General features: G+C 70.0%; 17 protein-coding genes. 8 read left to right on the forward strand and 9 right to left on the reverse strand.

What is annotated here, in order from left to right; genetic code table 11:
* Positions 1-37: 37 nt before the first annotated feature.
* The gene (locus SALPAC4_RS0115315; RefSeq protein ID WP_019871072.1) at positions 38-1,825 is read right to left on the reverse strand and encodes a glycoside hydrolase family 15 protein; all 1,788 of its coding nucleotides are present in this window, start codon (positions 1,823-1,825) and stop codon (positions 38-40) included.
* Positions 1,826-1,977: 152 nt separating this feature from the next.
* On the opposite strand from SALPAC4_RS0115315, the gene SALPAC4_RS0115320 reads away from it, so the two are divergent.
* Complete coding sequence (locus tag SALPAC4_RS0115320; protein WP_027644457.1) at positions 1,978-2,991, forward strand: SDR family oxidoreductase; 1,014 nt, start codon at positions 1,978-1,980, stop codon at positions 2,989-2,991.
* A 71-nt stretch (positions 2,992-3,062) separates the two neighbouring features.
* On the opposite strand, the gene SALPAC4_RS0115325 is transcribed toward SALPAC4_RS0115320, so the two are convergent.
* Together SALPAC4_RS0115325 and SALPAC4_RS0115330 are read right to left on the reverse strand one after the other, a co-directional pair.
* Positions 3,063-4,295 (reverse strand): glycoside hydrolase 5 family protein, encoded by a 1,233-nt coding sequence (locus SALPAC4_RS0115325; RefSeq protein WP_027644456.1) that lies wholly within the window; start codon positions 4,293-4,295, stop codon positions 3,063-3,065.
* A 99-nt stretch (positions 4,296-4,394) separates the two neighbouring features.
* Positions 4,395-5,414 carry a LacI family DNA-binding transcriptional regulator gene (locus SALPAC4_RS0115330; RefSeq protein WP_019871075.1) on the reverse strand — a complete coding sequence of 340 codons (1,020 nt, stop codon included), beginning with the start codon at positions 5,412-5,414 and terminating at the stop codon, positions 4,395-4,397.
* A gap of 193 nt (positions 5,415-5,607) precedes the next feature.
* Here SALPAC4_RS0115330 and SALPAC4_RS0115335 point away from each other — a divergent pair, with 193 nt between their 5' ends.
* The 6 genes from SALPAC4_RS0115335 to SALPAC4_RS0115360 all read left to right on the forward strand — a co-directional run bounded on the left by SALPAC4_RS0115335 (position 5,608) and on the right by SALPAC4_RS0115360 (position 16,308).
* Positions 5,608-6,888: an ABC transporter substrate-binding protein gene (locus tag SALPAC4_RS0115335; protein ID WP_019871076.1), complete on the forward strand. Its 1,281-nt coding sequence runs from the start codon at positions 5,608-5,610 to the stop codon at positions 6,886-6,888.
* A 171-nt stretch (positions 6,889-7,059) separates the two neighbouring features.
* Positions 7,060-7,932, forward strand: coding sequence for a carbohydrate ABC transporter permease (locus tag SALPAC4_RS0115340; RefSeq protein ID WP_019871077.1), 873 nt, complete (start codon positions 7,060-7,062; stop codon positions 7,930-7,932).
* Positions 7,933-7,934: 2 nt separating this feature from the next.
* On the forward strand, positions 7,935-8,849 hold the full coding sequence (locus tag SALPAC4_RS0115345; protein WP_027644455.1) for a carbohydrate ABC transporter permease: 915 nt from the start codon (positions 7,935-7,937) through the stop codon (positions 8,847-8,849).
* Positions 8,850-8,896: 47 nt separating this feature from the next.
* Positions 8,897-11,320, forward strand: coding sequence for an endo-beta-N-acetylglucosaminidase (locus SALPAC4_RS0115350; protein ID WP_019871079.1), 2,424 nt, complete (start codon positions 8,897-8,899; stop codon positions 11,318-11,320).
* Between the two features lie 69 nt (positions 11,321-11,389).
* On the forward strand, positions 11,390-15,586 hold the full coding sequence (locus SALPAC4_RS0115355) for a glycoside hydrolase family 38 N-terminal domain-containing protein (protein ID WP_020113513.1): 4,197 nt from the start codon (positions 11,390-11,392) through the stop codon (positions 15,584-15,586).
* Positions 15,583-16,308, forward strand: coding sequence for a DUF7158 domain-containing protein (locus tag SALPAC4_RS0115360; RefSeq protein ID WP_018729814.1), 726 nt, complete (start codon positions 15,583-15,585; stop codon positions 16,306-16,308). Before SALPAC4_RS0115355 ends, SALPAC4_RS0115360 begins: the two co-directional genes overlap by 4 nt.
* A 66-nt stretch (positions 16,309-16,374) precedes the next feature.
* Here SALPAC4_RS0115360 and SALPAC4_RS0115365 read toward each other — a convergent pair whose 3' ends face one another.
* The 6 genes from SALPAC4_RS0115365 to SALPAC4_RS0115390 form a co-directional block, all read right to left on the reverse strand.
* Positions 16,375-18,117: an RCC1 domain-containing protein gene (locus SALPAC4_RS0115365; RefSeq protein WP_019871081.1), complete on the reverse strand. Its 1,743-nt coding sequence runs from the start codon at positions 18,115-18,117 to the stop codon at positions 16,375-16,377.
* 184 nt (positions 18,118-18,301) lie between these two features.
* A complete protein-coding gene (locus tag SALPAC4_RS0115370) occupies positions 18,302-19,129 on the reverse strand; it encodes a DUF72 domain-containing protein (RefSeq protein WP_019871082.1) in 828 nt (275 codons plus the stop codon).
* A 182-nt stretch (positions 19,130-19,311) separates the two neighbouring features.
* Positions 19,312-19,830 carry a hypothetical protein gene (locus tag SALPAC4_RS0115375; protein ID WP_018729817.1) on the reverse strand — a complete coding sequence of 173 codons (519 nt, stop codon included), beginning with the start codon at positions 19,828-19,830 and terminating at the stop codon, positions 19,312-19,314.
* A 133-nt stretch (positions 19,831-19,963) separates the two neighbouring features.
* Positions 19,964-20,140, reverse strand: a complete 177-nt coding sequence (locus SALPAC4_RS27980) for a hypothetical protein (protein ID WP_018729818.1) — start codon at positions 20,138-20,140, stop codon at positions 19,964-19,966.
* 62 nt (positions 20,141-20,202) lie between these two features.
* Positions 20,203-21,252: a sensor histidine kinase gene (locus SALPAC4_RS0115385; protein ID WP_019871084.1), complete on the reverse strand. Its 1,050-nt coding sequence runs from the start codon at positions 21,250-21,252 to the stop codon at positions 20,203-20,205.
* Positions 21,245-21,937, reverse strand: a complete 693-nt coding sequence (locus SALPAC4_RS0115390; protein ID WP_019871085.1) for a response regulator transcription factor — start codon at positions 21,935-21,937, stop codon at positions 21,245-21,247. Before SALPAC4_RS0115390 ends, SALPAC4_RS0115385 begins: the two co-directional genes overlap by 8 nt.
* 154 nt (positions 21,938-22,091) lie before the next feature.
* Here SALPAC4_RS0115390 and SALPAC4_RS0115395 point away from each other — a divergent pair, with 154 nt between their 5' ends.
* Positions 22,092-22,754 carry a GNAT family N-acetyltransferase gene (locus SALPAC4_RS0115395; RefSeq protein WP_019871086.1) on the forward strand — a complete coding sequence of 221 codons (663 nt, stop codon included), beginning with the start codon at positions 22,092-22,094 and terminating at the stop codon, positions 22,752-22,754.
* Positions 22,755-23,005 lie beyond the last annotated feature (251 nt).

Raw genomic sequence — 23,005 nt, forward strand, 5'->3', positions numbered from 1 at the left:
TCCGTGGGGCGCACCGCGAACGTCGGCGGTCACGGCATCAGTCGGCGCAGGGAGCGGCGTGGCCGAGGCGTACGGCGGTCTCGAGCATCAGCGCGTGCACGAAGGCCTGCGGGAGGTTGCCCCGTAGCTGCCGCTGCGCCACGTCGAGTTCCTCGGTGAAGAGTCCCGGTGGGCCGCACCCCGCCCGGTTGCGTTCGAACCACCGGTTCGCGGCGACGGCGTCGCCGGCCTGCCACTCGGCGATCGCCGCGGCGAAACCGCAGAGCAGGAAGGCCCCTTCGGCGTCTCCAAGCGGGCGGCGGTCGGGTCGAAACCGGTACAGGTAGCCGTCCTGCTGGAGTTCGTTCAGCACCGCTCGACGGGTCGCCTCGGTCCGGGGGTCGCCTTCGGGGAGCGCACCGCGGATTCCCGGCAGCAGCAACGCCGAGTCGACGCGGGGGTCGTCGTAGGCGCGCTGCCAGCGCCCGGAGGGGTGGAGGGCGTGCGCCGTGGTGTCGGCGAGAATCGTGTCGGCGAGGGAGGCCCATCGGCCGGCCAGGCCGCCCGGCGCGATTCGGGCCGCCGCGCGCAGCCCGGCCACACAGGTCAGCTTCGAGTGGGTCCACTGCCGGGCCGGGAGCTCCCAGATGCCCGAGTCGGGCGACCGCCAGCATTTCTCGATGGCCTTGGCGGCGACGGTCAGTGCATGCCAGGAGGTGGCCTCCAGCCGTCCCCGTTCGGCGGCGGCTGCCAGGACCAGCAGCACGTCACCGTAGGCGTCCAGTTGGAACTGCCCACCAACCCAGTTACCGGTCCGGGCCTTGGCCCCCGGATAGCCGGGTAGAAAGTCCAGCTCCTCTTCCGACGGTACGGGGCCACCATCGATGGTGTAGGCGGGAGCGAGCCGATCACCGTCGGCGAGGACCCGGTCGGTGAGGAACCGCACCGCGTCGTCGAGGAGGTCGTGCCGACCGATCAGGGCGGCGGCCTGTCCGGCGAACGACTGGTCGCGGATCCAGGCGTACCGGTAGTCGTAGTTGCGTCCGGCGAGCGCTCGCTCCGGCAGCCCCGTGGTTACCGCGGCGACCATGCCGCCGCCGGGCTGGGTCAGCCCGCGCAGCACCGTGTAGGCGAAGATCGCGTCCCGTCCCGCGGTGCCGCGGGACAGCGGGCGCAGCACGTCCTGCCAGGACTTCTCGGTGATCCGCCACAGCTCTGAGGCATTGGGTGGCTTCCCCTCCAGGGGCTGGGTGGCGATCTCCAGCACCAGGTCAACCTGCCCACCGGCGGGCACCCGCAGCTCGCCGTCGAGTGGCCCCTCGGCGGTGGGTTCGAGGGGGTGGCCGCAGGTGTGGCGGAGGTGCAGGTCACCGGAGCGAGCGTGCCACAGCCCCCCGTCCTGCCGTACCTGGCGGAGCGGCTCTCGACCGAAGTTCGCCCGGGGGGCGAGCCGGACCCGGACCTTCGCGTCCTGGTCCACCGCGCGTATCTGGCGGAGCAGGACCACCCGTTGGGCGTCGCCGGGGAAGGCCAGGGCCTCCCGGGTTTCGATGATTCCGTCGGTGGTCACCCATCTGTTGATCCAGATCAGCGAGTCGGGCTCATACTGGCCGCCCCAGACGAAGCGCCGGGCCGTCGGGCTCACCAGGTAGCTGCCCCGGCCACCGAGGAGGCCGCTGAACAGCGGCGGGTCGGCCCACCGGGGGGCGCAGAGCCACACGATGTTCCCGTCCGGGCCGACCAACGCCGCCCGCTGCCCGTCGGCGAGTAGCGCGTACTCCCGGAGCACGTTCGGTGAGTCCAGGTGGCGCGCTTTGGGGCTGTTCGTCCGTTCGTTGCGGGCCACGGCAGCACCTCCCCGCCCCCCGTACCCGATCGGTGGTCCCCGACACCCGTGGCGGCCGGCCAGCCGGCCCGACTAACTCGAAACGCCCCGGGTAGACAGCGTGCCGAGGCGTGGAACCGGAGCAAGTCAACCCGGTACGGGAGGTGGCGCGGATGGGGCACGGGCTACGGGATATCCAGGTGGCGGTGGTCACGGGTGCCAGTGGCGGGGTCGGGCGGGCCACCGTGCGGCAGCTGGCACGGCCGGGGGTCACGATCGCCCTGTTGGCCCGCGGCCGTGCCGGTCTCGACGCCGCGGCCGACGATGTCCGCGCCGCTGGCGGCCACGCCGTGCCGATCGAGGTCGACATGGCCGACTACCATCAGGTCGCCGCCGCCGGCCAGCGGGTTGAGGACGAGCTGGGGCCGATCGACGTGTGGATCAACGTGGCGTTCAGCTCGGTCTTCGCGCCCTTCCAACAGATCCGGCCCGAGGAGTTCCGCCGGACCACCGAGGTCGCCTACCTCGGCTACGTCTACGGCACCCGGGTGGCCCTGGATCACATGGTCCCGCGGGACCGGGGGGCCATCGTGCAGGTCGGATCGGCGCTGGCGTACCGGGGAATTCCCCTGCAGGCCGCCTACTGTGGGGCCAAGCACGCCATCGTCGGGTTCACCGAGTCGCTCCGTTGTGAGTTGCTGCACGACAAGAGCAACGTCAAGGTCACCATGGTGCACCTACCGGCGATGAACACCCCGCAGTTCTCGTGGCTGCTGTCCCGGCTGCCGCGGCACGCCCAGCCGGTGCCGCCGATCTACGAGCCGGAGGTCGCCGCCCGCACCATCGTCGCCGCTGCCGCCCGGCCGGGGCGGCGGGCGTACTGGGTGGGCACGCCCACCGTCCTGACCATCCTGGCTAACCGGCTGGTGCCGGGGCTGCTGGATCGCTACCTGGGCCGGACGGGCTACGACTCGCAGCAGACCGACCAGCCGGTCGGGCCGGACCAGCCGGTGAACCTGTGGCAGCCGGCCGATGGGCCCGGCGGCCACGACTTCGGTGCGCACGGCGCGTTCACCGATCGATCGCTGCGGCACAGCCCGCAGGCGTGGCTGTCCCGGCACCGCATGGTGTCGGTGGCGGGGGCGGCGGGGTTGCTCTTCGGCCTGCTTGCCTGGCGTCGTACCTGAGCGGCCGGCCGGGTCAGCGCCGAGCTGCGACAGCCCTGGCGCTGACCAGACCCTGCGGTGATCGGACCCGGTTAGCGGATCGCGCCGATGCCGCGGGCGGCGAGGTAGCCCTCGTCGGTCGCCCGGTCCGGGGTGACGATCGCGGTGGGCTCGCTCTGCCGGGCCTTCACCCAGTCCTGGTGGAACGTGCTTCCCGGGGCGACCTCCGCCCGCCGTGCGGGCTCCTGGAGCGGGTTGATCGGCGCCACCAGCGCTGGCCGAGCCGGGGCAGCCGCGTGGGCCGCGGTGTCGCGGGCGAACTCGGCCAGGGCGAGCGCGGCCGGCTTCGGTCGGTGGTCAACGGTGAACAGGCCCAGATCGTATTCCCGGTCCGGGAAGTCGGTGAGGCGACGATCGATGTCGTGCGAGGACCACCAGGTGACGCCCCACAGTGCCGGGTTGCCGCCCACCGTCGCCAGGGTGCGCGCGACGAACTCGCCGGCCTGCTCCGCCGGTACGTCCGGCCGGGGCACCCCGACCTCCTGCAGCCACACCGGGCGGGTCGGTTCCGGGGAGCTGGAGGCGGCGAGCTCCAGCAGGTAGTCGGCGTGTGAGGTGGTGGCCGGCCCGAGCGGTCCATCGATGCGCGAGGTCCCGTTGAACACCCAGGAGTGCACCGTGGTCAGGTCGCCCAGCTCGACCGCCTCGGCGGGGTGGAAGGGGTGATCAGGGGCGTACCACGCGTCGTCGAAGACGGAGTGCAGGCGAAGTACGTCGGGCGCCGCGGTGCGGACCACCTCGAGTAGCTCCGCCGCCCACTGGTGGGAGGCGTCCGGGGTGGTGGGGTTGGCCGGCCAGAGGTTGTTGACCTCGTTGCCGAGGGTGATGGCGAAGACGTTGGGGCGCGTCGCGACCTCGGTGCTGAGTCGACGGACGTACTCGTTGATGCCGTCGCGTGCCGCCCGGTCGGTGAAGATGCTGCTCTGGTGCCAGGTGAGCACCCAGGAGGGCAGGAAGTCGAAGCTGGACAGATGCCCCTGGAGCAGGTCGACCGAGACCCCGAGGTCGAACTCCGCCGCTACGTCGATCAACGAGAGCAGGTCGTCGATCGGCTGTTGGCGGAGGAGCGCGCGGTTGGGTTGGATCCACGGCCAGATCGGGAAGACGCGTACGTGGTCCAGGCCGATGCTCGCCAGGTCTTCGAGGTCGCGGCGGGCCGCGTCCGCCGAGAAGTCGAGCCAGCTGTAGAACCAGCCGTCGGACGGTACGTAGTTGGCGCCGAGGCGGAACCTTCGGGTGCTCTGCGTACGGGCATTGGTGTTCAAAAGGTCCTCCATGTGGATAGCCAGGCACAGATGGGGCGCTAAACCGATTTATTTCCCACCTAGAGTATTGCTCGACACGCGAGCATCGACCCGGGAGTGCTAGTTGCGGGTTGGTGAGGTGCTCTCCCGCGTGATCAGCCGGGGCGTCTCGGTCTTGTGGTTCTTCGTCTTCGTGGGGTTGGCCAGGACCGCCATCATGGTCTGGGCCGCCTGCACGCCGAAGCGGTAGGTGTCGCGGGACAGCGCGGTGAGGGAGGGGTGGGTGAGCTGGGCCAACACCGAGTCATCGAAGGAGACGATCGACAACTCGTGTGGGACGGCGACCCCCATCTCCAGCGCGACGCCCAAGCCGGCGACGGCCATCAGGTCACTGTCGTAGATGATCGCTGTTGGGCGGCCGGCCCCGGCGAGCAGCTTGCGGGTGGCTGCTGCGCCCTGGGCGTCGCTGAAGTCGGTGTGCAGTGACCGGGCGCGGGGGAGCGTCAGCCGGGTGGCGGCGTCCCGCAGTGCTCGGGAACGGCGCTGGGTGTGCTGAAACTCGGGTAGCCCCGACACGTGGGCGATCCGGGTGTGGCCGAGCACCGCGAGGTACTCCACCGCCGAGAGCATCGCCGCTCGGTCGTCGGCCCAGACCGAGGAGACGCGCCCGTGCCGGCCCGGCCCGCCGACCACGACGGCCGGGATCTCGAGCTGCTCCACCACGGCGATGCGTGGGTCGCGAACCTTCAGGTCGATCAATACCAGGCCGTCCACCCGGCGTTCGGAGACCCAGCTCCGGTAGATCTCGATCTCCGCTTGGGTGTCCTCGACGATCATCAGGTGCAGCGCGATCGACTGACTGGAGAACTCCGCCTGTAGGCCGGAGAGGAGGCGAGCGAAGAAGGGCTCCACCCCGAGGGTGCGCGCGGGGCGCGCGATCACCAGCCCGACGGCGTCGGCGCGGGCTCCGCCGAGGGCCCGCGCCGCACTGTGCGGGCGCCAGTTGATCTCTTCGGCCACGCGGAGGATGCGCGCCCGGGTGGCCTCGCTGACGCCGGGCCGGCCGTTGAGCGCGAACGAGACGGCACCCTTGGAGACCCCGGCCCGTAGGGCGATGTCGGCGATTGTCGGTCGCTGCATCTGGCGACGCTCTCCCTCCACGCGGCTACCGAAGAAGCGACGGTCGGTAGGCCGCTCTTGACACGTGATTCTAACCGGGGGGATAGTCCGTTCACTAGACCGGTTTATCATTGCCGGCGGATCGCCTGTGAGCACCGGACACGCCCGATCCGACGGGGGTAGCCGGCTGACTAATAGTTAGGGGCGGAGAGAGATGCGAACACGCTTGGCCGGGCTTGCCCTGTCGTCGGCCGTGCTGACGGCCGTCGCGGGATGCGGGCTGTCCGGCACGGACACCAGTGATGACCAGGTAGACATCACCGGTGAAGTCAAAGGCACGGTGACCCTGCAGACCTGGGCCCTGAAGCCCAAGTTCACCGACTACATGCAGGGTGTTATCGACGGGTTCGAGGAGAAGTACCCGGGAACGACCGTAAAGTGGCTGGACCAGCCCGGTGACGGCTACTCGGAGAAGGTGCTCAGCCAGGCGGCCAGCAATGAGCTGCCCGACGTGACGAATCTCCCACCGGACTTCGCCCTGCCGCTCGCCGAGCAGGGGTTGCTGCTCGACGTCGACCAGGCCGACGACAAGCTCCGCGAGGAGTACGTCGCGGGCGCCGTCGCCTCCTACGAGTACGCCGGCCAGACCGGGGTCTACGGCTACCCGTGGTACCTCAACACCGACGTGAACTACTGGAACACGGAGCTGCTGTCCCAGTACGGGTTGGACGCGACCAAGCTCCCGACCACGATCGAGGAACTGGTCGACCAGGCCCGGATCGTCAAGGAGAAGTCCGACGGCAAGGTCCACCTGCTGAGCCGGATGCCCAGCGTCGAGGATCTGACCCAGGCCGGAGTCGACATCCTTTCCTCGGACGGCAAGGAGTTCGTCTTCAACACCCCCGAGGCCGTGGCGGTCCTCGACACCTACCGGGACGCGTTCGCCGAAGGGCTCCTGCCCAGCAACGTGCTGACCGACGCCTACCTCGGCAACATGGAGCTGTTCAAGAAGCAGCAGGTCGCCTGGACCACCGGTGGCGGTAACTCGATCAACACCATCAAGGTCGACAACCCGTCGCTGGCCGAGAAGATCATCGCGTCACCGGCGATCGGCACCCCGCCGCTGTACACTCAGGGGCTGTCGGTGGCCAAGGGCAGCGACAACCTGCCCGCGGCCGTCGCCCTCGCCCGGTGGGTGACCAACGCGGAGAACCAGGCGGCCTTCGCTGAGGTCGTGCCCGGCATCTTCCCGAGCACGGTTGCCTCCGCTGAGGATCCCCAGTTCAGCGAGAGCGACGGCACCAACGCCGGGGACGCGAAGAAGATCGCCTTCACCTCGCTGGCTGAGGCGGAGCTGTTGAAGCCAGTCATCGTCGACCAGGCGATGGCCGACTTCATCAACCAGCAGTTCTCCCTCGCGATCAGCGGAGATATCACCTCGCAGCAGGCGCTGGACAAGGCAGTCGAAAAGTGCAACCAACTGCTCAACAACTGATCGGCCGAGCCGGGCCGGTCCCACGTTGACCAGCGGTGCTCGGCCGGACCGGAACCCGGCCGGCCGAGCACCGGCGCCGCCCGCGCCGCGGCGCCACCACTGCTATCACCTCTCGTTGCGCGACTTACCGCATTGCCGCGCCACCCAACCGGAAAAGCAGAGCGGGACGTAATGAAAACTCAGCGTTGGTTCACCCCCTGGCTGTTGCTCGGGCCTGCCCTCGTCTGGCTGCTGGTGTTCAACCTCTGGCCAGCGATCAACACCGTGGTCCTCGCGTTCACCAACGCCAAGCCACTCGGCGGTGGAAGCTTCACTGGAGTGGCCAACTTCGAGCGCATGCTCAATGACGATCAACTCGTCTATGCGCTGGTGAACAGCATTGTCTATATGCTGATCTGCTTACCCCTGTTGCTTTTCCTGCCGCTGCTGCTCGCGGTGCTGCTGGAGAAGAAGCTGCCGGGCATCACGTTCTTCCGCACGGCCTTCTACACCCCGGTGATCGCCTCCGCGGTGGTCGTGGCGCTGATCTGGACCTGGTTGCTGGAGGATCGCGGCCTGGTCAACGGGCTGGCCCAACAGCTCGGCTTCCTCACCGAACCGCTGCCCTTCCTCAGCGGGCGCTGGCTGCTGCTGTTCAGTGCGATCAGCCTCACCGTGTGGAAGGGGCTGGGTTACTACATGATCATCTACTTGTCGGCGTTGGGGAACGTCTCGCGCCAGCTACACGAGGCGGCCGCAGTTGACGGCGCCGGTCCGATCCGCCGGTTCTGGTCGGTCACGGTGCCCGGCGTGCGCACCACGATGTTGCTGGTCAGCGTCCTGGTCACCGTCTCCGCACTGCGGGTCTTCACCGAGCTGTTCGTCCTCACCAACGGCACCGGTGGGCCCGGCGGCCGGACTATGTCCCTGGTCATGCTCATCCAGATGTACAGCCGGGGCTTCACCGGGCACCTGGGCTACGCCTCGGCGCTCAGCCTGGTGTTGTTCGTGATCACTATTGGCCCCATGCTTCTCCTCCTGCGCCTGAACCGGAAGGCGGCCTAGCCATGACCCAGCTCAGCACCCCTCCCGCCGGCGCTCCGGCGAAGACGCCGGCCTCGTCGCCGAAGCGACGGCGTCGGGGCTCGGGTTTCGGCACCATGCGGCGGCGCGAGAAGCTGCTCCGGTACGTATTGCTGCTGTTTGCGCTGGTGGTGACCGTCGGGCCGTTCGTGTGGCAGCTGTCCACCTCCTTGAAGGGCGCCGGCGAGAACATCTACACCGCGACCCCGCAGTTCATTCCCTCCAATCCGACGTTCGACAACTACCTGCGGGTGGCCGAGACGATCCCCGTCCTGTCGTACGCGAAGAACTCGCTGATCGTGGCGGCGATGGCGGTCGTCGGTAACGCCGTGGGCGCCACCCTGGCCGGGTTCGCCCTCGCCAAGCTGCACTTCCGAGGCCGGACGCTGTTTCTCGCCCTGGTGCTCGGCACCCTGGTGCTGCCCGGCGAGGTGACGATCATCTCGCAGTACGTGACGGTTCGCAGCCTCGGTCTGGCCGACACGTTGGTCGGTGTGGCGCTGCCCACCGCTGTCGCCATGTTGAACGTGCTGTTGATGCGCGCGGCGTTCATGGCGATCCCCGACGAGATGGACGAGGCAGCGGTGATCGACGGCGCGTCGGCCTGGCAACGGCTGATCCATGTCGGGCTCCCCAACGTGCGGGGCATGCTCAGCGTCATCACGATCTTCGCCTTTATCGGTGCCTGGGATGACTTCCTGTGGCCGCTGATCGTGTTGACCGACCCGCAGAACTACACCCTCACCGTCGGCCTGCAATACCTCAGCGGGGCGTTCACCGCGAACCCGCGGGTCATCGCGGCCGGCACGATGATCGCGTTCATTCCGATCGTCATTGTCTTCGCGACGCTGCAGCGGTTCTTCTTCCGCGGCGTCGAGGAGGGGGCGATCAAGGGGTAACCCTCGCCCCACCCCCACCCCCCCACCCCCAATGGAGGTGATCCTGGATGCGACGCCTGCTCTTGTCCCTGCTGGTTGGTGCCACAGTCGTGGCTGGCAGCACCCTCAACGCGGCCCCCACCGCGGCAGCCAACACCAACCCGCAGGACGGCAGTCAGCCGTACGCCTCGTACTGGTTCCCGAACGAGATCCTCGACTGGGACCCGGAGACCGACCCCGACGCCCGCTTCAACCGAGCGACTGTTCCGCTCCAGAATCGGGTCTCCGACCCCGCGCTGAAGGCCAACCCGAACGCGCGGGCCGGCGAGGGCGGTGTGGCGTCACTGGTGTCGTTCGCCCCGACGTCGGACAACCCGTCCCAGGGCTCGCTCGACGAGGACTACTACGCGTTCGGTCATTGGCAGTACATCGACACCCTGGTCTTCTGGGGTGGATCGTCCGTCGAGGGCCTGATCCTGGCGCCGAACCCGACGGTGATCGACGCCGCGCACCGCAACGGCGTCAAGGTGTACGGCACCGTCTTCTTCCCGCCGGTCGCCTACGGCGGCAAGCTCGAATGGGTGCAGGACTTCGTGCGTAAGTCGGGCTCGACGTATCCCGTCGCCGACAAGCTCGCGGAGGTCGCCGAGTACTACGGCTTCGAGGGCTGGTTCATCAACCAGGAGACGACCGGTGGCGACGCCGCCCTCGCCACCGAACTTCGCAATCTGATGACCTACGGCCGGAACAAGGGCGTGGAGTTCATGTGGTACGACGCGATGACCGAATCCGGCGCCATCTCCTGGCAGAACGCGCTCACCACCGCCAACGACTCGTTCCTGGGCGGCCCGACGCCGGTGTCGGACTCGATGTTCCTCAACTTCTGGTGGTCCACCGCCGGCCTGGCCTCGTCCCGGGACCGCGCCGAGTCCCTCGGGCGGAGCGGGTACGACCTGTACACCGGCATCGACACCGAAGCCAACGGCTATCAGACCAACGTCAACTGGAACGCCCTGTTCCCCCCTGGTGAGTCGCACGTCACCTCCCTGGGCATCTACCGCCCAGAGTGGACCTGGACGTCGTCGAGTGGCCCGGCCGACTTCCGGGCGCGGGACTCCCGCTACTGGGTCGGTGCGAACGGCGACCCGTCGAACACCACGACCTCCTCGCCCTGGAAGGGGCTCGCCAACTACGTCGCCGAGTCCACGCCGGTGACCCAGAAGCCCTTCGTGACCAGCTTCAACACCGGAAACGGTGATGCTTACCACGTCCTGGGTGAGCGGGTACACACCGGCGGCTGGAACAACCTGTCGCTGCAGGACGTGCCGCCGACCTACCAGTGGCTGGTCTCCTCGACCGGCACGAAGCTGACGCCGTCGCTCGACTTCACCGATGCCTACGAGGGCGGCTCGACGCTGCGGCTCGACGGCAGGCTGGACGCCACGAACACCGTGCGCCTCTACCAGACCGACCTACCGGTCGCCGCGGACACCAAGCTGTCGACGGTCGTCAAGACCCCGGCCGCCGGTGCGACCCACCTGAGTGTGGCGGTGGCCTTCACCGACGCCCCGAACACCTTCACCACTCTCGACCTCGGGTCGACCGCCGGTACCGGTTGGGAGCGTCGCGTTCTCGACCTGTCCGCGTACGCCGGTAAGACCATCGCCCAGATCGGGCTGCAGGCGTCGGCGCCGGCCGTTGTCCCGTCCTACGACATCAAGGTCGGCCAGCTCGCCGTGTACGACGGGGCCGTGGACACCGCTGCCGCGCCGACCGATCTGACCGTGCTGGGCAGCACCGACGTCTCGGCGACCCGCAAGTCGCTGCGGCTGGGCTGGACCCCGTCGGACAGCGGATCGGTGCACCACTACGACGTGTTCCGCCGCAACCCGGACGGCAGCCGTACCCACCTGGGCGCGACGCCGAACGACGTGTACTTTGTGCCGCAGCTCGACCGGGTGGGCGCCGAGGACAGTGCGGTCATCGAGGTGGAGGCGGTGTCGACCGAGTACGGCCGTTCCACCGCGGCGACCACGACCGTCACCTGGTCCGGTACGGGGCCGATCACGACGAACCTGGCTCTCGACCGGCCGGCGACGGCGTCCGGGCAGTGCACCGCTGCCGAAGGACCGGCCAAAGCCGTCAACGGCAGTGTCTCCGGCGGGAACAGCGACAAGTGGTGCACGACGACCGCCGACCAGTGGCTCGAAGTTGACCTGGGCTCGGTCCGTTCCCTCGACCGGTTCGTCGTCGCACACGCCGCCGCGGGCGGTGAGTCGGCGTCGTGGAACACCCGCGACTTCACCATCGACGTACGGTCCACGGCTTCGGAGCCGTGGACCACGGCCGTCACCGTCACCGACAACACCGCCGAGCTGACGACACATCCGGTGGGTGTCAGCGCACGGTACGTGCGGTTGGTGGTCGACACCCCGACCCAGGGCGGCGACCCCGCCACCCGTATCTACGAGTTCGAGGCCTGGGGCGAGTAGCCTTCCCCTCCTGCCCCCAACGCGAGCCTGTTTGCGCTGGTGGGCGTACCAACAAGAAAGGATGACCCCGTGTCGGTCATGATTACCGCCGTCGAGTCCACCGACCTGTTCGTCGGTACCGAGGACAACCCGCGTCAGGTGCTCCGCGTGACACTTGACGGCCCGCCCGGTCCGGTTACCGTCACCGGGCCCGGTGTCTCCGGTAACGCGACCGGCACGGGCGTCGTCGAGGTCCCCCTGGACATTGACGACCGAACCCCCGGCACGCAGGTGCCGGTAACCGTCACGGCCGGCGACGCGACCGCGGAAGCAACGGTCGTGGTCGCCGAGCCGGGCTGGACGATGTTCCTCGTCTCACACTTCCACTACGACCCGGTGTGGTGGAACACCCAGGCCGCGTACACCTCGCCGTGGGAGCTGCTCTCCGGCGACGCCACCACCCGGCCGCTCTGGGAGCGCAATGGCTTCGCGCTGGTGGACGCGCACATGGACCTCGCCCTGCGCGACCCGGTGTACACCTTCGTCCTCGCCGAGATCGACTACCTGAAGCCGTACTTCGATCTGCACCCCGAGCGTCGGGCGGACCTGCGCCTGCTGATCGAGCGCGGCCAGGTCGAGCTGATCGGTGGCACCTACAACGAGCCCAACACCAACCTCACCGGCGCCGAGACCACCATCCGGAACATCATCTACGGTGTCGGCTACCAGCGGGACATCCTCGGCGGGGACCCGCAGACGGCCTGGCAGCTGGACGTGTTCGGGCACGACCCGCAGTTCCCCGGCTACCTCGCCGACGCCGGGCTGACCGGTTCGGCCTGGGCTCGCGGCCCGTTCCACCAGTGGGGGCCGATCCAGAAGAACTTCCGCGAGGCCAAGAACGACGCGACGGTGATGCAGTTCCCGAGCGAGTTCGAGTGGATCTCGCCGTCGGGGCTCGGTGTTCTCACCCACTTCATGCCGCACCACTACTCGGCCGGCTGGTGGATGGACTCCTCGCCGGACCTGGAGAGCGCCGAGAAGGCCGTCTACGAGCTGTACCAGCGCCTCAAGCCGGTCGGCGCGACGAAGAACCTGCTGCTGCCGGTGGGTACCGACTACACCCCGCCGAACAAGTGGGTCACCGAGATTCACCGCTCGTGGGCCGAGAAGTACGTCTGGCCCCGGTTCGTCTGCGGTAACCCCCGGGACTTCCTCGCGGCCGTCCGCGCGGAGCTGGCGGAAGCCGGACGTCGCCCCAGCCCACAGACGCGGGACATGAACCCGGTCTACACGGGCAAGGATGTCTCCTACATCGACACCAAGCAGGCCCAGCGGGCCGGCGAGGTCGCCGCCGTGGACGCGGAGAAGCTGGCGACGCTGGCCGCGCTGGAAGGGCTCGGTCGGTACCCCGACGCCGCGCTGGACAAGGTCTGGCGGCAGCTCGCCTACGGAGCCCACCACGACGCCATCACCGGATCGGAGTCCGACCAGGTCTACATCGACCTGCTCTCCGGCTGGCGGGAGGCGTACGACCTGGCGGCCGCCGTCCGGGACCGGTCGTTGGAGGCGCTCGTCGGGACGGTCGACACCACCGGTGACGGAACCCCGATCGTCGTCACGAACACCCTCTCCTTCGTCCGCTCCGACCTGGTGTCGGTCCGGCTTCCCGAGGGCCACGACGGTGGCCGGGTGATCGACGACACCGGCGTCGAGGTGCCGGCCGTCGTTGACCGGGGAACGCTGCGCTTCCACGCCGCCGACGTCCCCGCCCTGGGCTGGCGGACCTGGCGGTTGCTGCCGGGCGTCTCCAGCGCCGAGCCGGCCTGGACGCCCGCCGAGGGTGCCGCGATCGAAAACGCCTACTACCGGGTCACCGCCGACGCCGAGCGCGGTGGCGGGCTCGACAGCATCTACGACAAGATCTCGGACCGCGAACTGATCCGCACCGACCACCTCGGCAACGAGCTGCGGATCTATGAGGAGTACCCGACCCACCCCGACTTCGGCGAGGGCCCGTGGCACCTGCTCCCGAAGGGCCCGGTCGTGGGTAGCGCGGCGGCTGGGGCGACGGTCCGCGTAGAGACCAGCCCGATCGGCACCCGCCTGGTGGTCACCGGCGTCGTGGAGGAGATCGGCTACGAGCAGACGATCACGCTCTGGCACGGTGTGCGGCGGGTGGACTGCCGTACCCGCATCGTCGACTTCGCCGGCGCCGACCGGCTGGTTCGGGTGCGGTTCCCGGTCGACCTGCCCGGTGCCCTGCCCGTCTCCGAGGTTGCCGCCGCGGTGGTCGGCCGCGGGTTCGCGCTACCGGACGTGGACGCCGCAACGGCGCCCTGGACGCTGGACAACCCGGCCAACACCTGGTTCGGGCTCGGCTCCACCGCGCGGGTCTCGCTCTCCGACGCCGCCGGTGCCCCGCTGGGGGACCGTGCCCTCGGCGTCGCCGAGGTGGTCACGCCCACGCTCGACGAGGCGGCCGACGCCCGCGACCTGGTCGTCGCGCTTGCCGCAGTCGGTGTCACGGTGACGACCGCCAGCGCCGACTGGGCGCGGTACGGCTGGCTCGACGTCGACTCGAACCTGCCGGACTTCCGCATTCTCATCGGTGGGGCGCAGGAGAACGACGCCACCCGGGAGCTGTTGGAGCGGGCGGGCCCGGAGTACGTCGAGGCGCTGGAGCAGCACGGCCGGGTCTGGATTCCCGCGGAGAAGCCGCTGCACGAGGTGTGGCAGCCCAACGCCGACCTGCGGGACCTGCGGGCGCTGCCGGCGCTCGTGGTCACCGACGTCGCCGCGCTCACCGAGGATGTCGCGGACGCCCAGATCCAGGCGCCCTGCCCGGGTTCGGTGCCGGCCTCGGAGCTGCTGGTCAACCACACCGTCGCGATGCTCACCTACGGGCTGCCCGGCTTCGCCGTCGACCCGACCGGAGCGCTGCACCTGTCGCTGATGCGTTCCTGCACCGGCTGGCCGTCCGGGGTCTGGATCGACCCGCCGAAGCGGACCCTTCCCGACGGCGCTTCGTTCCAGCTGCAGCACTGGACCCACGAGTTCAACTACGCGGTGACCAGTGGCGACGGCGACTGGCGGGCGCTCACCCTGCCCGCACAGGGCCAGGAGTTCAACCACCCGCTCTACGGCCGGGTGGTGGAGAACCACTCGGGAACGAAGCCGGCGACGCACTCGTACCTGGGGGTGGAGCCCGCCCGGGAGGTGCTGATCGGCACGCTCAAGCCCACCGGTAACCCGATCGCGCACGGCGCTGCCGCGGCTTCGGACCCGGCGGACGCGGTCAGCCTGCGGCTGCTGGAGTCGACCGGGCTTGGTCGCTCCGCGACCCTGACCGGTGCGCTGGCCCTGTCCGACACGCATCAGGCCGACCTGTTGGAACGTCGTGGTGCGCCGCTCGCGGACTCGATCGAGTTGGCGGGTTCGCAGGTCACCACGGTCGTCGGTGTGCCGGCTGCGGCCCCGCGCAGCGAGGAGCCGCTCGGACCCGAGGTCGAGATCGCCCAGCCGGTGCACTCCCGGTACTGGTTGCACAACCGGGGTCCGGCGCCGATGGGCTACCTACCGGTCTCCGTGGGCGTTTCACCGGGGCTGCTGCGGACCGTCAGCGAGCCGGTCGAGGTCTCCGTGGTGCTCGCCTCGCACCTGCGGGACGCGGCCGTTGAGGGGACCGTCAGCGTCCTCGTACCGGAGGGGTGGACGGCTTCCCTGGGTAGCCGGCCGTACCGGCTCGACCCCGATGGGCAGCTTCGCTTCGACGTCACCGTGACGCCTCCGGCCGGGGTGGAGTCCGGGTTGTACTTCATCACCGCCCGGACCGAGCACCTCGGGCAGACGATCGAGGATGTCGCCACGGTCGCGGTCGGTGAGCTGCCCGCGCTGCTGCCGGTGCCCGGAGACATTCCGGAGGACGCGGACGCGATGCAGGGCACGACGGCCGAGACGGGACGCGACACCGGGCTCACGGTGGATGTCACCACCACCTCGGTCACCGTCGCTCCCGGTGGGCGGGCGACCATCGGGGTGTCGATGCACAACCGCACCCGGGGGGAGATCCGGGCTGAGCTCCAGCTCGTCTCGCCCTGGGGCACCTGGGACGCCATCGCCGAGCCGATCCGCGGCGTCGCGTTGGCCGCCGGCGAGTCCGACACGATCACCTTCGACGTCGTTCCCCCGCGGGACGCCGACCCGGGCCGCTTCTGGGCGCTGGTGAAGGTGATGTGGTTCGGTCGCTGCCAGTACGCCCCGACGGTTGAACTGGTGCTGGAGCCATGACCACCGCGCAGCTCGACGAGTCGGTGCTGGGCTGGCTCGACGGACGGCCACTGGACCGTACGGAACTCGACCGCCGGCTCGCCGCCCTGCGCGGCGGGCTGCGGTCCTCCGCACTGCCGGTGCCCGGTAGCGCGGAGGACCGGCAGCTGACCCGCTGGGTGGCGCAGGTGATCCTGACCGAACAGCTCTGCATCGCGGAGGCCGAGGCCCGTGGCCTCGACGTGACGGATGCGCCACTGGTTCGGTTGGACCAGCTGGCCGCCGTCGAGTTCGGATCCATCACCGCGGCGGCGTTCGAGGGCTGCGCCGCGGTCCGAGCCCTGTATGCGGAGCTGACCGCGGAGGTCACCGCGCCAGCGGAGCAGGTGGCTGCCTATCGTGCGGCGACGGCTGCGCGGTCGGCCGGAGTCGTGTGGCAGCTGTCCGCTGCGGATGGCGACTTCGAGGCGACCCCGGACTCGTTGCCGGCGGCGTTGGCGGCGGCCCTGCGCTCGGCCACACCGGGGGAGACGGTCACCGTCGACTCGTGGACGGTGGTGCTTCGGGGACGCCGGGAGTCGGTCGATCCAGCTCTTGATCCGACCGATCGGATCAACGACTCCGCGCGTCGGGTCGCCTTTGTCCGGTGGCTCGACCACGCTCGCGCGCACCGGCTTCGGCTGGTGCCGGGGTTGGAGCACCCGGGCGACCCGAACCAGCCCGACAACTACCACCGGCACTGACGCTCCGGCCGGGGTTGCTCGTCGCCGACGGCGACGAGCAACCCCGGCCGGGCTTTGTGCTACTCGCTACTTCTGGTGGTGGCTGGACCGGTGTCGGCGGGTGAGGTAGATGAAGCTGGCGCCGGCGAGGATGAGCAGGGTGGCGGTGGCGAGCAGGCTGGGCAGGCTGGCCCCGGTGATGGGTAGGCCGGGATCGGTCGGGTCCGTGGGGTCGGTCGGGTCCGTGGGGTCAGTGGGGTCGGTGACGGTGACGGTGACGGACTCGGACTGACTGTTGGGGCAGAGGCTGGTGGTGCTGGTGTAGTGGGCGGTGATGGTGTGGGTGCCGGCGGGGAGCCGGGTGGTGTAGGTGGCGGTGCTGTTGCTGTCCAGGCGGACGGTGGCGAGGTCGGTGTTGTTGTTGCGGAAGGTGATGCTGCCGGTCGCGGGCCCGGGGTCGCAGGTGACGGTGGCGGTGAGGGTGACGTCCTGATCCGTGGTCGGGTCCGGCGGCGAGACCCGTAGGCCCGTGGTAGAGGTCGCTTGGAGCGTGGGCAGGGCCAGGCTGTGGTTGCTGCCGACGGCGGCGGTGGTCAGGGTGGTACCGGTGGGCAGATTGACCGCGATGGGGGTGTTGCTGCTGCTGGCGATGGCGGGGTCGGGGGTGTCGTCGGTCTCGGCGCCGAGCTGACCGAAGGAGTTGTCGCCCCAGGCGAGGGCGGTTTCGGTGTTGGTTATCGCCACGGTGTGGTTGCTGTTGTTGGCGGCGATGGCGGTGAGTGTGGTGTCGGCGGGCAGGATGACCTCGACCGGGGTGCCGCTGCTGGTGTTGTTCCCGTTACCCAGCTGCCCCTGGGAGTTGTTACCCCAGGCGGCGGCGGTGCCGTTGCCGAGCAACGCCACACTGTGGCGGTTGCCGGCGGCGACGGCGGTGACCTCGGTGCCCGGTGCCAGGGCGACGTTGACCGGCGCCAGGGCGTCGTCGTTGGTCCCGTCACCGAGCTGGCCCTGGGAGTTGTCCCCCCAGGCGAGGGCGGCGTTTTCGGAGGTTAATGCAAGGCTGTGGGCGGCGCCGCCGGCGATCGCGATGAGCGTGGTGCCCGATGTAAGCGCGACGTTGCTCGGTTTGCTGGTGCTGTTGGTGCTCTCGTCACCGAGCTGGCCTTGGGAGTTGTCCCCCCAGGCGAAGGCGCTGCCAGTGGCCGTCAGCGACAGGCTGTGGCTGTCGCCGGCGGCGATGGCGGTGGCCGTGGTGTTCGTGGGCAGGCCGACGGTGACGGGTGTGCTGGTGCTGTCGGTGCTGCCGTCGCCGAGTTGGCCGGAGGAGTTGCCGCCCCAGGCGAAGACGGTGCCACTGGAGGTCAACGCCAGACTGTGGACGTTGCCGGCGGCGATGGCGGTAACCTCGGTTCCGGCGGGTAGGTCTACCGCGACGGGGGTGTTGCTGCTGTTCGTGCTGCCGTCGCCGAGTTGGCCGGAGGAGTTCTCGCCCCACGCGAGCAGGGTGCCGGTGTTGGTCAACGCCAGGCTGTGGGCGCCGCCGCCGGCGATGGCGGTGACCAGGGTGCCCGAGGGGAGGCTGACTTCGACCGGGACGTTGCTGTTGTCGTTGGTCCCGTTACCCAACTGTCCCTTGTCGCCCTCTCCCCAGGACAGGGCGGTGTCTGTCACGGCAGCGGCCGTCGGTGGCTTGTTCTGCGCGAACGCGGGTGACACGACGACCGCCTGGGTGACCGTCACGGCCAGCGCGAGGGAGAGCCAGCCGGCGGCGGTACGTCCCGTCTGTTGCCCTTCAACGCCTCGGGCGAGCCGTTGACCGATTCCTTGCATCGTGCATACCTCCAGCCGACGAATGACTGCTAATAGGGCAGAAGCTGCCATTAGCCACCCGTAGCCTGCGCGGGTAGAAATGCCTCTACCGCCAGGATCAACGCGTACCGGGCGTTAAGGGTGTCGGTCTGGGCAAAAGGACGATTGACGCGGCTTCCGCAACGTGGGTCAGCGCCGGCGGCGCTCAGAAGAGCGTCAGCGGCTGCGCCGGAGCCGGACGGGGTAGCGGCTCGAGCGCGGGGACGCGGGTGCGCACCTCGTCGTGGAAGCGGCGGGCGAGCACCGGGGCGTCGGCGTTGTCGGGAGTGTGGACGAAGAAGGTGGGCGAGCGGCCCTCGTGAAGCCAGTCGGCGACGGTGTCGACCCAGTGCTGCCAGCCCGCACCGGTCTGGTCGGGATCGTCCCGGCCGAGGTAACGGACGATCGGCCGGTCGGTCAGCGCCGCCGAGCGGAGTGGCATCCGTGGCTTCTTCGTCCAGGCATCCCGTTCCGCGTCGCTGGTCGGTGGGGAGGCGAAGAAAGTGGTGGTGTCGAAGGGGATCCACTCGGTGTCGGTGGTGGCCAGCGTTCGCACCAACCTCTGGGCCGCGTTGGAGTCGGCGAAGAACGCGGGATGGCGTACCTCGACCGCGTACCGGTGGGTCGGGGGAAGACGCTGCAGGAAACGGGCGAGGACAGCCACGTCGCCAGGGGCGAAAGAACCCGGCAGCTGGATCCAGAGGGCCTGCGCCCGGGGGCCCAGGGGTTCGATCGCGTCGAGGAAGGCATGCAGCGGTTCGTCGACATCATCGAGACGGCGCTCGTGCGTGACAACCCGGGGCAGCTTGAGCACGAACCCGAAACTCAGGTCGGTCTGCTGTGCCCAGGAGGACACCGTCTCCCGGGCGGGGGTCGCGTAGAAGGTGGTGTTCCCCTCCACCGCCGTGCACCATCCGGCGTAGTGCCGCAGGCGCTCGGGTGCGGGTAGGGGGTGGGCCACCAGGCGCCCCTGCCACGCCTTGTGCGTCCACATCGCGCATCCCACCTGGAGTCGCACGTGGTATCCCTTTCGCCGAAACGCCGACAGCTGAGCTCGGCCCGCTGGGCCCACGAGGTCGGCGTACCGGCACCGGTCGTTGCGTCAAGCGGGGCGGGCGGGGCGGTGGGGTCGGGCGACGCTCGCCGCCGCGACCCCACCGGCCGGAAGCCAGCTGGTCAGTCCGGGGTGGGGAAGCCGTACCGGGTGGCGTGCTCCGGATCGGCCGGGTCGATCTGACGTACGCCGGAGTCGGCGAGGCGTTTGTTGACCTCGTCCAGCCGTTCCCGCACGAGCCGGGCCTCCTCCTCGGTGACCCGACCCCGGTGCGGCCGGCCCGCGTGCTCGATCGTGCTGTAATCGATCTTCTCGGCGGTGCGGCGTGTCTTCGGCGGGCGAACCCGCTCGGCGGTCCGCAGTAGCTGCGCCATCGGTGTGTCGGTGGCCATCGCGTCGAACTCGCTGGCGGTCAGGACGACCCGGCGTGGCTCGCCCCCACCGTGGCTGTCGTGGATCTCAACGACCGCGACATCCAGGGCTGCGTCGTCAATGTTCTCCACCTCGGCGGGGGTGGCGTCCAACTGTACGGGCCCGGCAACCAGGTCCGGGTGCTCCAGGATGACCACCCGGGTGGCCTCGTCGTCGGGTTGGAGCACCCGGCCGCTGAAGTCAGAGACGCGGATCGTCTTCTTGCCCATGCGCGGAACTTCTCCTGTCGTAGGCCGTCTGGAGGACCAGCAGACGTTACCCGACAGGTGTGCGAATGCCCGCGTCGGCTCGCCGGTGGTGGCGTTGCTCCCCCGTGCCGCCCTGGGCGGACCCGAGGGCTGGTCAGTGGGGGTTGGAGTAGCGGGTGGGTCGGTGGTTGAGCTCAACCCAGGTGAGCAGCGGCGAGGCGCGGTTGCCGCGGTGCGGTGGCTGGGCCGGAAGATGCTCCGCGGCAACCCAGGCGGTCGGCCAGAGTGCGCTGGAGTCATGGCGGCGGCGGTTCTGCGGCTGGTTCGGCATGACCCCCACCATTTCAGGGAATGGTGTACGTCTATTGAATAAAGTGGTAACAATCGATGGGCTCAGGCGGTTCCCGGAAGGGGCAGCCGGACCTCGAACCGACACCCACCAGTGGTGTTGCGGACCTGCACCCGGCCGCCGTGCGCCTCGACCAATCCACGTACGATCGCCAGTCCCAGCCCCCCGGAGCTGGTTGGTTCCCCAGCGCTGGCCGGTCCCCCGGTGCTGGGGCAGGGGGTGCGGGCCCGCTCGCCGCGGAAGGCGACCTCGAAGACGCGGGGCAGGTCCTCCTCCGGGATGCCACCGCAGGTGTCCGCGACCGCCAGCCAGGCGCAGTCGGTATCCGCCCCGGCCTCGACCCGGACGGTCCCCTCCGACGGCGTGTAGCGGACGGCATTGAGCAGGAGGTTCCCCACCACCCGGGCCAGCTCGGGCTCACTGGCCAGTACGGTGGGCCAGCCCGAGTCGGGTGCCAGCAGGCGCACCCGGCAGGCGGCCGCCAGCGGTGCGGCGCTGGCGACGGCGTCCGATACGACATCGCCCAGGGGTACCGCCGACAGGGTTAGGCGCAGGGCACCGGCGTTGATCCGGGAGAGCTCGAAGAGATCGTCCACCAGCCGGGTCATCCGATCGGTCTCCACCCGGATCCGGCGGTGGTACTCGCTCACCGACGCGGGATCGTTGACCACCCGGTCCTCCAGCGCCTCCGCCATCGCCCGTAGCCCGGCCAGCGGGGTTCGCAGGTCGTGCGAAACCCAGGCGACGAGGTCCCGCCGACCCTGTTCGATCTGGCGTTCACGCTGCCGGGCCTGGTCCGCCCAGACCGCGGCGGCGGCCAGGCGGCGCCCGAAGAGCCAGCCGACCGTGAGGCTCACCAGAGCCGCCGCCGCCACCGTGATCAGCACCACGTTCCGGTCATGCGGGGAGAGGAACATCTGGTCGGCGACCATGGCCACCGCGGCCACCATCGCGGTCACCGTGACGACCAGCAGGGTGACGATGTGTACCGTCACCGAGCGTTCGCGCAGCAGGCGCAGGGTGAGCGCGCCGGCTGCGCCGACGCAGAGCGCCGGACCGAGCGCGAACGCGAAGATCAGCGCCAGGTCACCCATCGGTCCGCTCATATCGGTAGCCGACGCCCCAGACCGTTACGATTCGGCGGGGGTTGGCCGGGTCGGCCTCCACCTTCTCCCGTAGCCGGCGAACATGGACGGTCACCGTCGACTGGTCGCCGAAGTTCCAGCCCCACACCCGCTCCAGCAGCTCGGCCCGGCCCAACGCCCGGGCGGGGTGTCGCATCAGGTACGCCAGCAGGTCGAACTCGCGTACGGTGAGGGTGAGTTCGTGGCCGTGCAGCCGGGCCACGCGGGGGCCGGTCTCGACCACGAGCGCGTCGTCGCGGAGCACGGTGGCCGGTGCTGTCCGCGGCGCATCGCTGCGCCGCAGCACCGACCCGACGCGTAGCACCAACTCCCGGGGCGAGAACGGCTTGCCGAGGTAGTCATCCGCACCAAGCTGCAGGCCGAGGACGCGGTCAGCCTCGTCGCCGCGCGCGGTGAGCATGATGATCGGCACCCCGCCCGGCTTGGCCCGCAGCCGCCGGCACACCTCCAAGCCGTCGAGCCCGGGCAGCATCAGATCCAGCACAACCAGGTCCGGCGGTTCGGCGGCGACCGCGGCAAGCGCCGAGTCGCCGTCCCCGACGTGCCGCACCTGGTAGCCGGCGTGTACCAGGTAGCGACAGACCACGTCACTGACTGTTCGGTCGTCGTCAACGACCAGTACCCGTTGTGTCACCGGGCCTCCCTCGTCCTTGCCCAGCGTAGCCGCGACGATCAGCTTAAGATCTTGCGAGGCGGTTACAGTCGTCGCCAGCGGCGGTGGCCCGCGATCCCGTGGGCACCCTGGATGCTGCGTACGGCGGGCGACGCGCAGACCTCGGAGGAGGGTGATGGGCAGCCGGCGGCTTCACCTGCACCTGAGCACCTGGCTGGGGCAGTGGCCGGCTGGTCCGGGTCGGCATGTGGTCGCCGCCCGGCGTCGGGCCCAGCCCGCGTGGGACGGTCGGCTCCGGCCGGCGATCGCCGTCTCCGCCGGAGAGCACCAGGTGCTCTCCGTGGCGCCGGAGCGGGTCGCCGCCGTCCGGGAACTGGCCCGGGGCTCGTCCCGGCGGCTCCTTGCCGGCCTGCCGGCGGCTGTCGGTCACCCCGACTGGGTGGTGCACGACGACGTGTTTCGGTGGACCGAGGACCCCGCGCCGCTGCCGGAGGTCGGGGAGTGGATCCCGCCGACCTCGCCCGGCCTGCCGCCCTGGCTCCGACTGTTCGACCGGCGGGTGCTGGTGGTGCGCGACGACCGCGGCCGGTACCAGGCCGGGGTCGGCGTCAAGTGGCATGACGCGTACGGCGGGGAGCTGGCGGTGGGCACCGTCCCGGCAGCCCGGGGGCGGGGGCTGGCCCGTCGGCTCGTCGCCCAGGCGGCGCGGAGTGTCCTCGCCGAGGGGGCGGTACCGACGTACCTGCACAGCCGGCGGAACACGGCGTCGGCCCGGGTGGCCGAGGCGGCCGGGTTCCCCGACCGCGGCTGGCGGTCGTTTGGGGTCTACCCAGGCTGAATTTCGAGCGAGACCCGCACCAGGGCAGGGGCGAAGCGGCGGCCGGCTCGTGCCGCCGGGGAGTGGGTAGGGCGCGGACCGGAGCTCCCGGGCCGGAACCCCGGTCCGCGTCCTTCCCCCAGGCCCCCGCTGGCCGCCCGGGGGCGGATCGCCGGATGCAGCTGTGACGCTACGTATTCGGCGGCGGGTAGGCAAGGGTGATCCGAGGTGTTGGTGTGTCGAAAACTGGACTCTGACCTGCGGTAAGAGGT

The sequence above is a fragment of the Salinispora oceanensis genome, assembly GCF_000383575.1.
GTDB classification, from domain to species: domain Bacteria; phylum Actinomycetota; class Actinomycetes; order Mycobacteriales; family Micromonosporaceae; genus Micromonospora; species Micromonospora oceanensis.

Excerpts from the sequence above, each read along its gene's own strand:
- SALPAC4_RS0115320 (WP_027644457.1), top strand. The coding sequence starts at position 1,978 with ATGGGGCACGGGCTACGGGATATCCAGGTGGCGGTGGTCACGGGTGCC.
- SALPAC4_RS0115330 (WP_019871075.1), bottom strand. The coding sequence starts at position 5,414 with ATGCAGCGACCGACAATCGCCGACATCGCCCTACGGGCCGGGGTCTCC.
- SALPAC4_RS0115335 (WP_019871076.1), top strand. The coding sequence starts at position 5,608 with ATGCGAACACGCTTGGCCGGGCTTGCCCTGTCGTCGGCCGTGCTGACG.
- SALPAC4_RS0115340 (WP_019871077.1), top strand. The coding sequence starts at position 7,060 with ATGAAAACTCAGCGTTGGTTCACCCCCTGGCTGTTGCTCGGGCCTGCC.
- SALPAC4_RS0115345 (WP_027644455.1), top strand. The coding sequence starts at position 7,935 with ATGACCCAGCTCAGCACCCCTCCCGCCGGCGCTCCGGCGAAGACGCCG.
- SALPAC4_RS0115350 (WP_019871079.1), top strand. The coding sequence starts at position 8,897 with ATGCGACGCCTGCTCTTGTCCCTGCTGGTTGGTGCCACAGTCGTGGCT.
- SALPAC4_RS0115360 (WP_018729814.1), top strand. The coding sequence starts at position 15,583 with ATGACCACCGCGCAGCTCGACGAGTCGGTGCTGGGCTGGCTCGACGGA.
- SALPAC4_RS0115365 (WP_019871081.1), bottom strand. The coding sequence starts at position 18,117 with ATGCAAGGAATCGGTCAACGGCTCGCCCGAGGCGTTGAAGGGCAACAG.
- SALPAC4_RS0115370 (WP_019871082.1), bottom strand. The coding sequence starts at position 19,129 with ATGTGGACGCACAAGGCGTGGCAGGGGCGCCTGGTGGCCCACCCCCTA.
- SALPAC4_RS0115375 (WP_018729817.1), bottom strand. The coding sequence starts at position 19,830 with ATGGGCAAGAAGACGATCCGCGTCTCTGACTTCAGCGGCCGGGTGCTC.
- SALPAC4_RS27980 (WP_018729818.1), bottom strand. The coding sequence starts at position 20,140 with ATGCCGAACCAGCCGCAGAACCGCCGCCGCCATGACTCCAGCGCACTC.
- SALPAC4_RS0115385 (WP_019871084.1), bottom strand. The coding sequence starts at position 21,252 with ATGGGTGACCTGGCGCTGATCTTCGCGTTCGCGCTCGGTCCGGCGCTC.
- SALPAC4_RS0115395 (WP_019871086.1), top strand. The coding sequence starts at position 22,092 with ATGGGCAGCCGGCGGCTTCACCTGCACCTGAGCACCTGGCTGGGGCAG.